We start from the raw sequence: 14,486 nt of genomic DNA, 5'->3' as shown, positions 1-14,486 counted from the left end.
CTCCACTCCACTAGATACTACTGTATGCTCTGGCCTTTACATCTTGCCACCACTGCGGGTTCTCCAAGTACCATACGATGGTATCTTTGATCCCTTGCTGGAAGCTGATCTGAGGTACCCATCCCAGTTCCCGTCTGATCTTGCTCGCATCAATCGCGTAGCGTCTGTCATGTCCAAGGCGGTCCTGCACGAATTGGACTAGCGAATTACTTTTTCCGAGCGCCTCTAGGATGAGCTCGACGATTTCGATATTGGGGTGTTCATTATTTCCCCCAATGTTATAAACCTCTCCTGCTTCACCTTGATGAAGAACAAGATCAATAGCCGCTGCATGATCCGAAACATGCAGCCAATCTCTTACATTAAGACCGTCTCCGTAAACAGGAAGCTTTTTATCTTCTAAAGCATTCGTAATCATGAGCGGGATTAGCTTTTCAGGGTAATGAAAAGGTCCATAATTGTTAGAGCATCTCGTAATATTTGTATGAAGGCCATACGTCTCGTGGTACGCTTGAACTAGTAGATCAGCGCTTGCTTTACTTGCCGAGTAAGGGCTGTTTGGTGCAATAGGCGTCTGTTCAGTGAAAAGTCCTGTTTCTTCTAATGATCCATAAACCTCATCGGTCGAAATCTGAACAAACCGCTTCACTTTGAGTTCTTTGGCCACATCCAGCAGTACCTGTGTTCCCAAGACATTCGTTAGTGTGAATACTTCCGGATCCATAATGCTGCGATCCACATGGGACTCAGCAGCAAAATTCACAATAGCATCCACGTTATACATTTCTACGATGTTCGCTACAAGCTCTCTATTGCCAATGTTTCCCCGAATAAATGTGTAATTCAGACTGTTCTCGACTTCTTTTAAATTGTCTAAATTTCCGGCATAAGTAAGCTTATCTAGATTGACAATAAAGTAATCACTATACTTACTCAGCATATACCTTATGAAATTACTGCCGATAAAACCCGCTCCGCCCGTTACCAATATGTTCATGTTCCACCCCTACTATTTTCTAAAAGAAGTTGTTTTCTGCGTCGGCCAACCATGGATGTTTCGCGTCCTTCTCGGACAAAATTGGACTTAAGCAAGGCCAACTTATACCGAGTGTCGGATCATTCCAAGCGATACCCCGATCATGCTCATAGGAGTAGTATTCGTCTACCTTATACAAGACTTCCGTATCCGGTACCATCGTGCAAAAGCCATGGGCAAACCCTTTTGGTACAAGGAGTTGCTTCCGGTTCGTTGCACTGAGTGTAACCCCTACCCATTGACCGAAGGTCGGCGAATGCTTTCGTATGTCAACGGCTACATCGTAAACGGCCCCTGAGATTACCCGTACAAGCTTCGTCTGCGCTTTTTCCTGCAGCTGATAGTGCAGCCCTCTTATGATTTCGGGCCTCACGGATAAAGAATGATTATCCTGTACGAAATCGAAATTTAAACCATGCTCGGCGAACTTCTTCCTATTGAAGCTTTCCATAAAGAATCCACGGTGATCTTCCGCCACATTGGGCTCAATAATAAACAGACCACTTAATTTGGTTTTGCTCACCTTCATTGCTGTATCCCCTCACTATTTCACCAGCACTAGTTTTCTGCCAAAATTAGGGTCAAACGTGCTATCCTTCAAGAGCTCATTTGCCTTCACCAGCGAGTCATGCGTCCCGGCATCTGTCCACCAGCCACCTAGCAAATCATAGGTAAGTTGACCACGCTCCATGTAAGCATTATTAATGTCGGTAATTTCCAGTTCCCCCCGTGCAGAAGGCTTGAGTGTTTTAATGATACTAAATACGGTCTCATCAAACATGTATATGCCGGTTACCGCATAACTGCTTTTCGCCTTTTTCGGTTTCTCCTCGATACCGACAATCTTTCCATCTCGCATTTCGGCAACTCCGAAGCGTTCTGGGTCTACGACCTCATGCAGTAATATCTTGGCACCGCGTTCCTGTTTAACAAAGTTATCCACAAAGGACCCGATATGATCGGAGAAAATATTATCCCCCAATATAACCACCGATGAATCATCCCGCGCAAAGCCTTCCGCCAAGCCCAGTGCCTGTGCAATACCTCCGGCTTCATCCTGTACTTTGTAGGTCAATGTAACACCAAACTCTACTCCGCTTCCAAGTAGGTTAACGACGTCCCCCATGTGCTCACGCCCTGTCACGATCAGGATGTCGCGAATATCCGCTTCTCTCAATTTATAAATCGCATGATAAATCATTGGATACTTTCCTACCGGCAGCAAATGTTTATTCGTTACCTTCGTAAGCGGATATAAACGGGACCCTGTTCCGCCAGCCAAAATAATTCCCTTCATTGCACAACCACCTCATCCATGATTATTATTCTGAAACCTTTAGTACACGAAATCCTTTTAAATAAATATAGAAGAAGCAATAGTAGTAACGTGGATTAAAGAGAAGCTTCGAATTTAGCTTTAAGGCTTGAGCGAGCGACTCCCTGCTTGTCGTCAAATCGTGACTGCTTTGTGCCATACGGTAAGAGAAGTTCATATGCCGGTAGCTTTTAATCGCCTTCGCAAAAGAGACATCTCCGATGGTTTGCTCAATCACGTTCAGCTCACTCGTTAGCATACGAGGCAAATTCTTCGAATTATTGCTGTCATGCAGTCGGTAAGACATCAAACACTCGTCGAGGAAGACCATGCTGCCGCCGGCTTGTAGAATGCGTATACTCAGATCCCAATCATCGGCGATACCCGCTCTTTTGGAATCATAACCACCTAACTCAGCTATTCTCTGGCGATTGAAAAGCACCTGAGATGTCGCATAGAGCTGATTTCGGTAGCACAGGTCCTTAAATTTAAGCGTTGGTTTGTTGAAACGATACATCCCTCTAATTTTATTGCTACCCGAATCGATCAAATTTCCATTGACCGCGACTGCCCAGCTTTGACTACTCACAATTTCATTAACCGTCTTACTTAGGAAGGTTGGCTCCAGCACGTCGTCTTGGTCAAGCAGCAAAACATACTCGCCTTTGCCCATCATAATGCCTCGGTTTCGTGTATTGGAGGCTCCCATATTTTCCTGTTCGATGATCGTTAGCCGATCCTCATATTTCCGTAAAATATCCGCGGTACCATCTTTGGTTCCATCAATAAAGCACAGCAGTTCAAAGTTTTGATAGTCCTGATTTAAAACGCTGAGCACCGTTTCTTCGATGTACTTCTCACCGTTATAAATTGGTATAGCAATAGATACAAGACCCTTATTACTCATTCCATTTCTCCACCTTTACTTAAGTTTTGATTGCGTTTGTCTGCCCTTGTTGCCCTTAATTCTCTTAGCAGCAGCCTCAAATAAATGAGGTCATCGACTAGATATCTTCGCCATAGCCGCCTCGGTTCTTGACATAAACGCCAAAACCATTCAAGACCTATTCGCTGGAAAATTCGCGGTGCACGCTTAATATTGCCGGACAAGAAATCGAAGGATGCCCCTACGCCGATGGAAACCGGAACATTATACTGCTTGTAATAGCTGTAGATCCATTTCTCTTGTTTCGGTGCGCCGACCCCGACAAACACAATATCCGGTTTCGTTTCCTGCATCATTTGCACAATTCGTGCATTTTCCTCATCGTTATTCTCAAATCCATAGGTCGGAGAGTAGCAACCCACAACGTTGATGCGCGGAAACTTCTTTTTGAGATTGCTGGCCGCCAGTTCGGCGATTCCCTCTGCTGCTCCGAGGAAGAATAAGCGATATTGTTTTTGTTGAAATTGGTTCCCCAGATAATGAAGCACATCAGAACCGGACAGCTTCTGTTTGAGTCGCTTCCCTAAAATTTTGGAAGCCCAGATGATTGGCATTCCATCAGCAACGACAACATCGGCTTGCGCATAAACCTCTTGAAAATGAAGGTCCTTCTGGAGTTTCACCAGGTGGTCTACATTGCAGGTGACAATGTATGTGCTCCTTCGTTCGGATATGACGGTATCCATAAATTGCAGCAGATCATCAAAATCAAAATTATCAAATTGAATTCCGAATAATTGAATTTTCGCCATCATATCACTTCTTTTTTGGCAAATTTTGAAAGACTTACCGTGTGCAACGCACCCAAATACCAACAAAATGGCAACGTAAATTGCAGGGTCGACAGGGTATTATCAGAAAATGAATACACAAGAAAACCAATGATAAAGCCGATATAATAGGGCTTAATTCCTACATCGAGTACCCGGTACACCCTATAAAAAATCATGAACAGCGATAGAAATAGGATGACAGCGCCAATGATCCCCGTATCAAAATAAAAGCGTATATACTCGTTATGGGGAACGACGAATCCTGCGTAAATACTGCCGTCGTTTGCCACAATGGATGACCCCAAGCCTCTACCGAACCAAGGTGAATTCTCCACCCCTTTAAGGAAGAAATCCCAGGCCTCCGAGCGTCCCGATAGATCAATTCCAGTTTCGTCGGTACGTTCGAAGGAACGCTTCTTCACATTAGCCCACATCAAGATACTGGAGATAACTGTAAGTACCAAGAACCCGCCCAGCGGAATAATGCGTATGAGCTTTCCATTGAAATACTCCTTAATCTGGTCGTATAAGTAATACAGAAGGAGCGCAGTGGATGCAATTAAAGGCCCCCTAGTACCAGTTGAAAGCAAAATGGCAAAATTCAGAAGAACCATGACGTAAAAGAACATTGCGTGCTTTGGGTTCCGCTTGACCTCGATCAAAGCAATCAAAACGCCGAGATAGGCCAGCATGGCCAAATGCGGTGGAATACTTGCCCCCTGCATCCGAAAGGCTCCTGTGAACTCAACCAGATAAAGAGGTTGAATGCCGGCGAAGTGGAGGAAAACACCGATGATCATACTTATTAATGGGATGAAACAAATCACCCGAATGTGCCGTTCGGCTGCAATCGGCTTCCATCTGACCAGCAGGAACACGAATGGTATGGCCAAACCGATGAATGCTTTAATCGGCGCGCTTCTGGTTAAATTCATATGCCAGTCAGAGCCGAAGTACGTGATCACAACCAAAAGCAGCAAGGCAATGATTGGATAGGTGAATTTCAGCTTTATCCCGTAATAGATAATGCTCGGCATGATCAAAAGTACAATGACGAACTTGTAGAACGAGAGAATATCAAGTCCGCCTAAGCTAAGATGAATGAAGAATTGAATCGAGGATGCCGTTGAAAGGATGATCAAGCTGCTGATTCTATCCGGATGAGTAAACGATAAAATTATTAAGATCGCTCCGAAAACACCAATCACGACGAGTATGGGTTGGTATAGCACAGCAATACCGAGTACTAAGCCTATGAGAATAAGCACGGGAAGAAGCGCGTATGTCATCCCATTGTTCAGCACCAGTTTTCTATCCATAAAATTAACCCTCACTTTTAGTCGTTAGCGTTACGAATGTGCCCCTGATACTCTCCTGGCGGCAGCGGTTTAGCAGTTTATCGCCTTCACTCCACGAAACCAAGGAACTCATCCAGTTATACACCAGCTTTACGCAAGTAATTGCGATCAGTTTGGCCTTCTCGGCAAACGTCTTACTTGTGTATGAATACGACACGCCTTGATAGTAATAGCGTTTGGTAATCCACTCTTTCTTCAATCGTTCCTTCGGGATAAAGTGGAAGACGGCCATGGAGGGCACGTAATAAACCTGCCATTTTTCCTTCTTGAATTGACCGAAGAGCCAAGACTCTTCACCTGAAATAAGGGATGCTCCTTTGCGTCCCAGCTCCTCTGGGAATAAGTACTTATCAAACACAGATTTCCTAAACGCCATATTGGCTCCGAATGGATACAGCTTAGGTGGATAAAGCATCATTTCATTCCCCAAATCAACAATCGTGTAAGGCAGCTCGAAAGGTTTAATTAACCAGTCCGGACGTTCCGATTCGAAGTTCGGACGAATAATACCGCCAATGGCATAGGCTTCTGAGTACGTGTGAAACGTTTGAAGAATGCTTGTAGCCCAACCCTTTACAGGTATCGCATCGTCGTCCAAGAACGCGATGATTTCACTGCGGCTGGCCTTCACTCCCGTGTTTCTAGCCACCGATAAACCTTGTTTTCGCTCCAAAATGTATCGGAAACTCGATGCGTCTTTCCTATTTTTAATAAAAGAATGAACAATCTGCTGGGTGTTGTCCGTTGAGTTATTGTCCACCACGATGACCTCAGCAAGATGAATATCGTCTAGATCCAGTAAGGAATGCAATGTTTTCTCCAGCAATGGCGCTCGCGAGTATGTACAAATGACAATTGATAATTTTTTTCCCATTCACGCCTCTTCTTTCTTTAAAAGTCTAAAATGCATGTTTGGAACCAAACAGCATCCATACCGTTTTGAAGATAATTTTCACATCAAACCAAATACTTCTTTCACGGATATACTGGATATCCAGCTCTACCATTTCATGAAATCCTAAGCTGCTTCTTCCGCTCACTTGCCAAATCCCTGTGCAGCCAGGGGTAACGAGGAGGCGCTGCTTATCATATGCAGAGTATTGTTCAACTTCATATGGCAAAGGCGGCCGTGGCCCTACTAGGCTCATCTCCCCTTTTAGAACGTTCCAAAGCTGAGGCAGCTCATCTATACTTGTGCTTCGTATTACTTTACCGATAATCGTAATCCTCGGATCGTCTTTCATTTTAAACATAGCACCGCTCACTTCGTTCTTATGCATGAGCTCTGGCAGCAGCTGCTCCGCATTCGTAATCATCGAACGGAACTTATACATAGTGAACAGCTTCTCATTCTTGCCTATGCGTATCTGTTTAAAAAATATAGACCCTTTCGGATCCTCCAGCTTGATAATGACACTGACTAGAATGAACAAAGGCAGCAAGAACAGAATACCTAGCAGTGATAAACTAATGTCACAAGCCCGCTTTACAAACAAATAATACGCAACCTCAAAGCCATGCTTCACACGAACGTGCGGGAACATTCGTCTTGCATCTGAATATATTTCCGCTTCATTTCGTTGATTTCCTAAGCTCATGCAAGGTCCCCCTATATTCGATGAGATAACATACATAGTTGGGCATTTAACCCTCCCTCACATCATACCATCGACGATTAACGTCTAAGGCTCAAAAGCCCACAGTATGACCGAGTGCCTACTAGGATAAAGGTGTAGTAGACTTCACCTGAAGGTATACCTGAGCAATTCAGGTAACCCTATTTCATTTACTGCATGTTCCTTTTATTGACGGTAATCTTTACTTCTAATGGTGTCTGTTACGGCTAGTAGAGGTACGCCGAGAAGGCGCTCGATTTGGTCCTTCTTCATTCGACCGTAAAAATAATGACATCCGAATATGAGGGTGACTCCGGTCAAGAAGGAAATGACAAAACTGAGGAGTACTTGCAAGGCTAGCGGTAAAGTGATCGGTTTCGCTTGCTCTTGTGCATTTGCCTTATACACAAACGTCACATTGTCAACCTTCATAATGGAGACGATATTTTTCTGAAAAACATCAGCAACGGCATTTGCTATACTAGCTGCTCTGTTATAAGACTTATCCTTGACGGATAAGGAGATGAACTGCATCTGATTAGCGGATTTAACCTTCAACTTCTTGCTGACTTGGGCCGCCGTTAACTCCCATTGTGGATTTCTCTGAACAACTTCGTTCAGAATGGGGGGCGAAGTCAAAATCTCTTTGTATGTTGTTATCAGCTTATTATTCGTGCTTATCGCATCCCACGTTAGCTGCTTCTGCTGGTCAGAAGCATTGTTGCGCAGCATTAGCATCACGTGCGCTTCATAATCAGGTTGAAATTTAAAGTGACCATACACGGTAGTAGCCGTACAGCTAACAGCTACGATAATGACAACCATCCATAAATTGCTCCTGATAATGGCGAAGTAATCGTGCAGTTTCATGGCCAACCCCTTCTCTACCCCCAATCGGATATTTGATACATTTAGTATCATAATCCACTTCTTTAATTTATGATACATTTAGTATCATGTCAATAGCCCATCATGCAAATTCGTGAAAAAATATACATTTTGTTTCAAACATACAAATGACAGAACAAATCATGGCAAATACACCGAAACGTATACGTTTCAGACGTTGAACGTGGACAGGTTAAATCTCTCTATTTAGCTAATTGTCTTCTTTTTCCCTTCGTGTAGTAATAGTCATAGTCTTTCCTTACCGATTTTTCATTGTTCAAAACAGCACCAATAATGCGTGCTTGAATTTTCTCCAGAATAGCCTTTGCTTCCAGCGCCACTTCTTGCTTCAAGCTACCCGCATTAACAACGAGCAGTGTTCCGTCACAAAGGGTAGCAAGTGTATGGGTATCCGTCACTCCAAATACCGAAGGAGAATCAATGATAATTACATCGTAAAGCTCTTCAAGCTGCCTTAAGGTCGTTTCCATCTGTTTTGAGGCTAACATATCTGATGGGTTCCCCTCGCTTGTACCTGAGGTGATCACGCTTAAACGAGGAATATGGGTGTCACGAATAACTTCGCTCAGCTCATAGTCTCCATTAAGTAGATTTGACAAGCCGACGCGGTTTGATAAGTTAAATATGAGATGAAAAGTTGGCTTGCGCAGATCCCCTTCTACTAACAAAACTTTCTTATCCGCATTGGCATAAGCCGTAGCCAAATTAACAGCTGTAATCGTCTTACCTTCCTTAGGGAGAGCCGATGTGACTACAATTGATTTGACTCCTTGACCTATCGTGGAATACGCGATATTGTTTCGGAGTGTGCGGTACTTCTCAGCAATGTGAGACATCGGGCTTAAGTGTGTGAATAAGTAGGTTTTAATGGATAGCTTTGACATACGTGTGCTCCCCTTCCTTTCTTTCTGTTGTTAACGAAACTTGTTTGAGATCCTTGCTCTTGATTCGCGAGATGACAGCTAACGCTGGAATACTCAGCACTTTCTCTATATCTGCTTCCGTTTGAATTCGATCATCTAGAAGCTCAAGTAAAAAGGCAATCCCAATGGAGCATATGAGAGATACCACGAAGCTAGCTGCAACTATGATACTTAAGCTCATCTGTTTTGAGACCGGAGTCTTGTTGAGAGGCGCCTCGTATAGAATACTAATATTGTCCACACTCATAATTTTGCGTATTTCGGTTTGGGAAACTTTGGCTACAGCGTTAACGATACTGGCTGCACGATCATAAGAGCGGTCATCAATAGTAATGCTCATGACCTGCGAATTATTAGCAGAACTTACTTCCACGCGATCAATCAATTCTTTTGCGGTCATTCGAAGAGCGGGATAATCTTGGGCTACCTTCTCCATAATGGCTGGCGTCTTAATAATTTCCTTATAGGAGCCCATCAGCATAATATTGGCCGTAACAGCTGCCATATCCAGCCCTTGTTCACCTTCCTGATTATTAATCTTGTTAACAATTAACTTGGTACTAGCCTCATACTCTGGCTTAATGAGTATTTTTCCCAACAGGCCTGCTCCTGCACTAACGATCAAAACGAAAAAAATAATAAAAATAAGCCTTTTCTGCAAGATTCGTAAAATATCAATTAATTCCATAACTTACCTCCTTCAAAAGTACCTTGATACACTACGTATCATTAAGTGTATGAAAATATATGATCAATCCTTTTCATTCATGATCACGTAATATGTTTTTTGCTGGAACACCTATGGCGGTTGACTGTGCAGGTACATCCTTAACCACTACGGCATTGGCCCCGATGCTTGCATCATGACCAATCTTAACCGGACCTAATATTTTTGCACCTGCACCAATGAATACACGATCCCCAATTTCTGGTGTTCCAAGATGATTTCTTCCGCCAATCGTCACGGCATGAAACAGTGTCACTCGTTCACCGATAATCGCATCTTGATGGATAATAATTGTATTAAAACCGTGGGGTAGGTGCATTCCGGAACCAATATGACACTGGGCTGGAATCTGGGCATGGCAGCAAATACGAATGAAGATCGCATCGAGTATGCGATAACAAATCCATAGCAGCTGCCTCACCAAGGGGATTTTCACCTTGTAATAAATCCAGTGGCCGAATCGGTATACGGAAATAGCCATAAAAATAAAGGGGTCCTTCCAATTGTTTGCAGCTAAATCCTTGAAATAAACAGACATATGTACCTCCCATCCATGGATCAAATAATTACTCCGTAGGCGGCTCTTTGCTCCCTTTCGGTTACAAATTGATAGTAGGACTTTTCAAAGTAGTCGGTGAATTTACCTTTAAATGTGTCGATATCAAATTTCTTAGCATATACGTTAATCGATTGAGTGTTCCAATCGAAAGACTCTGCCTCTCGAATTGCTGAAATTAGTTGATCAACATTTTGCCTCTCGAAGTACAGCCCATTCGTATAGGGGACGATCGTATCTAATGCGCCTCCAGCCTTATAAGCGATCACTGGTCTACCCGCGGCATTGACCTCTAGTGGGGTAATACCGAAATCTTCTTCCCCTGGGAAAATAAAAGCTTTACAGCGAGACATGAGATCACCCACCTCCTCATCTTCCAGCCTACCGAGAAAATGGATATTGGCATTCGCCATTTGGTTTAATCTTTGACGATCTGGACCCTCACCTACAATGTACAACGGCAAACCCAGCTTATTAAACGCTTGAATGGCCAAATCGATTTTTTTATAAGAGACAAGCCTCGACACAATGAGATAATAATCATCAACCTTGGAAGAAGGCATGAATCTGGAGGTGTCAACTGGCGGAAAGATGATATCCGCTTCTCGGCTATAATAGTGCTGAATGCGCTTCTTCACAATGCTGGAGTTCGCTATAAATTGATTTACGCTGTTTGAGGTTTTACGATCCCAATGACGTAAATAGACCGTGTAGGCTTTCAGAAGCGTCTTAAGCATTTCCGGGCTTGGGTCTTCTTTCATATAATTGGTGAAATCCCAGGCAAAGCGCATTGGGTTATGGCAGTAGCAGAGGTGAAACGTATTTCTAGGCACCTTAATGCCTTTGGCAAAAGCACTGCTGGAGCTAATAACGACATCGAACTCTCGGAAGTCCAGATCACGAATGGCAATCGGATATAAGGGGAGCAGATTTTTGAAATGGGTGCTTATCCCTGGCAACTTTTGCATCCATGAGGTTCGAATGTCTGCATCCTGTAAACCTTTCAGCAGTTTAGAAGAGTCTTTGGCTGTGGTAAATATAGGAGCCTCAGGAAACATAGTATGCATAACGTCAACTACCCGCTCAGCTCCACCCATTTGTATGAGATAATCATGAACAATCGCTACTTTCATATGAATCATCCTTTATCCGATGGACTACTAGCTTCTCTGAATCACTTGAGGGTAGAACCTTACCATTTGATCTACAGCATTGTCGATCATAAAATATTGCTGTACACGCTTCTTGCCCTGCTCACTCATTATCTGACTTGTTCCGGGGTTATCTATGACCCATAGAATCGCTTTCTCCAATGCTTCCGGTTGGTTGGGTGGAATCAGCAGCCCTGTTTCGTTATGAACAACGATTTCCCGCGGACCTCCTTCATTCGAGGCGATAACGGGCAGACCCGCTGCCATACCCTCCACGATCACCTGTCCGAAGGGCTCCGGAGAAATTGAAGTATGTACTAATACATCCGATTGCTGCATCAAGGAGCTAACATCATTCACATGCCCAAATAGGGTCACATTCGTTAGCTTCTTTTCCTCGATCATTTGGATTAATCTGTCCTTATATGCTTGTTCTCCGAACAACGCATCTCCAGCGATCCAAAACCGAACGTGTGACTGTGGCAAAAACCGCTCCGCAGCGGTCAGGAGTACATGCTGTCCTTTCCATTCCGTAAGACGCCCAACGAGCAACACAGTAAAGTGCTTTTTGCTTTTAAAAACCTTCACTTCTCTGCTAGGTGAACCGCTAGGTTCTGCAAAAGAGGGATAAATAACGATATTCTTTTGTCTGCGTGACGACTGGGATAAATTCAGTGACGATAAGGTCGTATTCGAGTTGGCGATAATTCCGTCTGGCAAATAATGCGCTAAAGTCTTGATCCCTTTGGCCACGATGGACTTCAAATACGGCGGCGCGACAATATCATGAATATGCCATACCAAGGGCAGTGCGCTTAGTTTCGCAGCAATTGCACCATAGATCGCTGATTTCAGCGAATTCGTGTGGATGCATGTCACTTGCTCCTCCTTCAGCATCCGAGCAAGTAACCTTCCGTACTTGATCATACTGAACGCCGAGCTAATGAGCTGTAGGTTGATGCTATTGCGGTTTCGTTTTCTAACCTTTTCATCTAACGGAACGATACGAACCTCGATACCTGCCTCTTGCAGTTTAATTGCTAATGGGCCATCCTCAGCAAGAAAAACAATCGGGTGAACCGGTTTATTGACTCGCGTTAACAGATGAAATAAGGCGATTTCGGCTCCGCTCCACTGAGAGGTATGATCGAGATAAGCGACACGTATCATACGATTACCCCTTTATCCTGCAGTGCCAGCTCGAAAACCTGATCCACTTCTCTGGCTGTATTTCCCCATGTAAAGCGTGAACACACATAGGCTCTGCAGGATGCAGCGGATGGCCAACTCTCAGGATGTTTCAAAATCGGTATGAGTCCTTCGGCCATGTCATGGCTTGAGGTTCCCTTGAACAAGAAAGGCGGATGAAATCCCTCCAAAATTTCTCTGTTCCCGCCTACTGGCGTAGCGGCTACAGGTAGTCCGCTAGCCATCGCCTCCACTGTAATGAGACCAAATCCCTCTAAGGCTTGGGTTGGAACTACAAACAGATCAGCGGCCTGGTAGTAGAGTGGCAGCTGCTCATCTTTGACATAACCGAGCAGTTGAATATGATTCTCTAGGCCATGGCTTTGGATCTTCCTTTTCAGTTCTTCCTCTAACGGACCTTTACCACCAATGAGCAGCAAGGCGTTAGGCACAGCTTTAATGACCTCATTCCATGCCTCAATTAGTTGAATGATTCCCATGCGATGGACGAGCCTGCGAACGGTCAGCACAACTAGCCGATTCTCAGGCAGCAGCAGTTGAGACCTAACGGACCGCTTACTTGGCGCTGGTTGAAATCTCTCCGTGTCCACTGCGCCGGGGACCACGTGTATTTTCTCCAAAGGAACCTCATATTTCTCATGCAGCAAATCTCTAAAGTGTCCACTTAACACAATAATGCGGTCTGCTGTACGATACATTTTCATTTCAATCCGTTTAGCCACCAAGGCTTTCAACTTCAGCTTGGCACCGCTACCCTCTAGCTTCATTTCTTCCGCCCATGGACCGTGGAAGCTCATGACAACTGGAATATTTCTTTTCTTTGCCTCTAGAGCGGGGCCTAATCCATACGGGGCAAAGTGCGTATAGACCAAATCTACTTCATTGCTTTTCATTCGGTCTTTGGCATACTGTCTGAATGCTTGCTGGCGTATACTCATCGTTTCCTTCGGGCTGGCAATTGAGAAGAGTTTAAGCTTGCCAGCTGCCTTCTCCGGTGGTCGATGACAGCAAACAAGTGCCTCAACGTGATGCCGAAGTCCTAGTGTTTCGCAAATTGACTGGTAGTACGTGTTAAGTCCACCCGCCTCCTGTGTCGGCCAACCTTCTCCAGTGGCAAGCACTTTTATGCTTTTTCCGGACATGGCTTCAATTCCTTTCTTCCTCTTTCATCACCTAACGTGAGCTCATACAGCTTAATGAAGCGTAAATATTCATAATAGCTCCACATGACGGCAACCGTTAATCCAGCTAACCCTTTGCGATATAAACCTTGAAGGAAGTATTGCTGGATAAAGCGAGCTGGCGGGCGCCAAAGCAGCGGATAAATACGGAATGCCTTTCCCTTTTCGTAGTAAGCTTTCTGAGCTTCGAGCCCTGTATACATATTGAATCGCTTCACATGATCATCGATACTACGAAAACCTTCATGCCACAATACACCTTCGAGCTTAACAACATGTTCATTCGAAATCTCTGGTGTCTCGTGGACAAGTGTTTCCTTGATTCGAATTTCCTTTTTATTGTAAAGCCTAGTTAAATATTCCCCCTTATCCAGCCATTTGTTCAGGAAATTACCGATCCGGTAAATGGCATAAGCACCGCCGTCCTGCTCAGAACTCATCTTCCAAGCCAGAAGTGAGTTAGCCAGCACATCATCAACAAATTCGTCTGTATCGATAAAAAACACCCAATCATACGTCGCTTGATCCGCACCGAAATTACGCTGCTTCGCGTAACCCGGCCACGCATTTACTAGGACTCTGCAGCCGATATTTTGGCAAATTTCAACGGTTGCGTCACTGCTGCCTCCATCGACAACAAGTATCTCATCCGCAAATGGCTGACAGGAGCGAACAGCTTTGACAATGCGCCGTTCTTCGTTTTGCGCAATGATGACAACGGATATCTGTCTCTTTGTTTTATTCATACCCTTACCCCTTTCATATTAAAATGATACTTTTTGTATC

The 14,486-nt window shown here is 44.2% G+C and carries 16 protein-coding genes; all 16 read right to left on the bottom strand.

Going from position 1 to position 14,486, the window contains the following annotated elements:
* Positions 1-10: 10 nt before the first annotated feature.
* The 16 genes from rfbB to QFZ77_RS09615 all read right to left on the bottom strand — a co-directional run bounded on the left by rfbB (position 11) and on the right by QFZ77_RS09615 (position 14,446).
* Entirely contained in the window at positions 11-997 is a 987-nt protein-coding gene (rfbB, locus tag QFZ77_RS09690; RefSeq protein WP_307438883.1) for a dTDP-glucose 4,6-dehydratase, read from the bottom strand.
* A 19-nt stretch (positions 998-1,016) separates the two neighbouring features.
* On the bottom strand, positions 1,017-1,565 hold the full coding sequence (gene rfbC, locus QFZ77_RS09685; RefSeq protein WP_307438882.1) for a dTDP-4-dehydrorhamnose 3,5-epimerase: 549 nt from the start codon (positions 1,563-1,565) through the stop codon (positions 1,017-1,019).
* Between the two features lie 15 nt (positions 1,566-1,580).
* Complete coding sequence (locus QFZ77_RS09680) at positions 1,581-2,333, bottom strand: sugar phosphate nucleotidyltransferase (protein ID WP_307438880.1); 753 nt, start codon at positions 2,331-2,333, stop codon at positions 1,581-1,583.
* A gap of 25 nt (positions 2,334-2,358) precedes the next feature.
* Complete coding sequence (locus QFZ77_RS09675; RefSeq protein ID WP_307438878.1) at positions 2,359-3,258, bottom strand: glycosyltransferase; 900 nt, start codon at positions 3,256-3,258, stop codon at positions 2,359-2,361.
* Positions 3,255-4,049: a WecB/TagA/CpsF family glycosyltransferase gene (locus tag QFZ77_RS09670; RefSeq protein WP_307449374.1), complete on the bottom strand. Its 795-nt coding sequence runs from the start codon at positions 4,047-4,049 to the stop codon at positions 3,255-3,257. The genes QFZ77_RS09675 and QFZ77_RS09670 overlap by 4 nt, the downstream gene beginning before the upstream one ends.
* The gene (locus QFZ77_RS09665; RefSeq protein ID WP_307438875.1) at positions 4,049-5,389 is read right to left on the bottom strand and encodes an O-antigen ligase family protein; all 1,341 of its coding nucleotides are present in this window, start codon (positions 5,387-5,389) and stop codon (positions 4,049-4,051) included. Before QFZ77_RS09665 ends, QFZ77_RS09670 begins: the two co-directional genes overlap by 1 nt.
* 4 nt (positions 5,390-5,393) lie before the next feature.
* A complete protein-coding gene (locus tag QFZ77_RS09660) occupies positions 5,394-6,302 on the bottom strand; it encodes a glycosyltransferase (RefSeq protein WP_307438874.1) in 909 nt (302 codons plus the stop codon).
* Positions 6,303-6,327: 25 nt separating this feature from the next.
* A complete protein-coding gene (locus tag QFZ77_RS09655) occupies positions 6,328-6,972 on the bottom strand; it encodes a sugar transferase (RefSeq protein ID WP_307449371.1) in 645 nt (214 codons plus the stop codon).
* A 258-nt stretch (positions 6,973-7,230) separates the two neighbouring features.
* Positions 7,231-7,914 (bottom strand): YveK family protein, encoded by a 684-nt coding sequence (locus QFZ77_RS09650; protein ID WP_307438872.1) that lies wholly within the window; start codon positions 7,912-7,914, stop codon positions 7,231-7,233.
* A 221-nt stretch (positions 7,915-8,135) separates the two neighbouring features.
* Positions 8,136-8,837 (bottom strand): CpsD/CapB family tyrosine-protein kinase, encoded by a 702-nt coding sequence (locus QFZ77_RS09645; protein ID WP_307438871.1) that lies wholly within the window; start codon positions 8,835-8,837, stop codon positions 8,136-8,138.
* On the bottom strand, positions 8,818-9,564 hold the full coding sequence (locus QFZ77_RS09640; protein WP_307438869.1) for a YveK family protein: 747 nt from the start codon (positions 9,562-9,564) through the stop codon (positions 8,818-8,820). Before QFZ77_RS09640 ends, QFZ77_RS09645 begins: the two co-directional genes overlap by 20 nt.
* Before the next feature lie 73 nt (positions 9,565-9,637).
* Complete coding sequence (locus QFZ77_RS09635) at positions 9,638-10,141, bottom strand: serine O-acetyltransferase (RefSeq protein WP_307438867.1); 504 nt, start codon at positions 10,139-10,141, stop codon at positions 9,638-9,640.
* 20 nt (positions 10,142-10,161) lie between these two features.
* Positions 10,162-11,292 carry a glycosyltransferase gene (locus tag QFZ77_RS09630; protein WP_307438865.1) on the bottom strand — a complete coding sequence of 377 codons (1,131 nt, stop codon included), beginning with the start codon at positions 11,290-11,292 and terminating at the stop codon, positions 10,162-10,164.
* 27 nt (positions 11,293-11,319) lie between these two features.
* Positions 11,320-12,480, bottom strand: coding sequence for a glycosyltransferase family 4 protein (locus QFZ77_RS09625; protein WP_307438863.1), 1,161 nt, complete (start codon positions 12,478-12,480; stop codon positions 11,320-11,322).
* Positions 12,477-13,661, bottom strand: coding sequence for a glycosyltransferase family 4 protein (locus QFZ77_RS09620; RefSeq protein WP_307438862.1), 1,185 nt, complete (start codon positions 13,659-13,661; stop codon positions 12,477-12,479). Before QFZ77_RS09620 ends, QFZ77_RS09625 begins: the two co-directional genes overlap by 4 nt.
* Positions 13,643-14,446 (bottom strand): glycosyltransferase family 2 protein, encoded by an 804-nt coding sequence (locus QFZ77_RS09615; protein WP_307438860.1) that lies wholly within the window; start codon positions 14,444-14,446, stop codon positions 13,643-13,645. Before QFZ77_RS09615 ends, QFZ77_RS09620 begins: the two co-directional genes overlap by 19 nt.
* Between the last annotated feature and the right edge of the window lie 40 nt (positions 14,447-14,486).

Origin of the sequence: Paenibacillus sp. V4I3, assembly GCF_030817215.1 — a bacterium.
Lineage (GTDB): Bacteria > Bacillota > Bacilli > Paenibacillales > NBRC-103111 > Paenibacillus_E.
This window is presented reverse-complemented; position numbering and strand designations above follow the sequence as displayed.